Origin of the sequence: Myxococcus sp. AM011 (genome assembly GCF_013372595.1) — a bacterium.
GTDB classification, from domain to species: domain Bacteria; phylum Myxococcota; class Myxococcia; order Myxococcales; family Myxococcaceae; genus Myxococcus; species Myxococcus eversor.
The window spans coordinates 1-382 of the sequence record NZ_JABXEM010000676.1; the positions used below are offsets into that span (position 1 = coordinate 1).

Annotated in this window: 1 protein-coding gene; it reads right to left on the minus strand. The window is 55.2% G+C overall.

Annotation, left to right across the window (positions count from 1 at the left end):
• Window positions 1-382: ATPase, T2SS/T4P/T4SS family (locus HUW62_RS47985; protein WP_176438252.1), on the minus strand; the 382-nt coding region annotated here is incomplete at both ends.

Sequence of the window (382 nt, forward strand, 5' to 3'; positions counted from 1 at the left end):
GCTTCCGTCCTGCGGTTTGCGTCGTTCCGAAATATCGAGGCTGGCCATGACCTTCAGACGCGCAGCAATACGGTTTGCCAAATGGATCGGCGGTCTGGCGACTTCGTGCAGGATGCCATCGGTACGCAAACGTACGCGGAAGATCTTTTCATAGGGCTCGAAGTGCAAGTCGGATGATCCTAGTCGGATGGCATCCATAAGCATCTTGTTGACGAAGCGCACCACCGGGGCATCGTCAGCGTCATTCTGTGTAGCTAGCGTGGTTTCCTTGCCATCGGCCGGTTCGATATCCAGGCCCAGATCGACATCTTCCAGATTGCCCAGCCCGCTGTCGCTGTCAAAAAACCGGTCTATCGCAACAGTCAGCTTGTCATCTTCAACC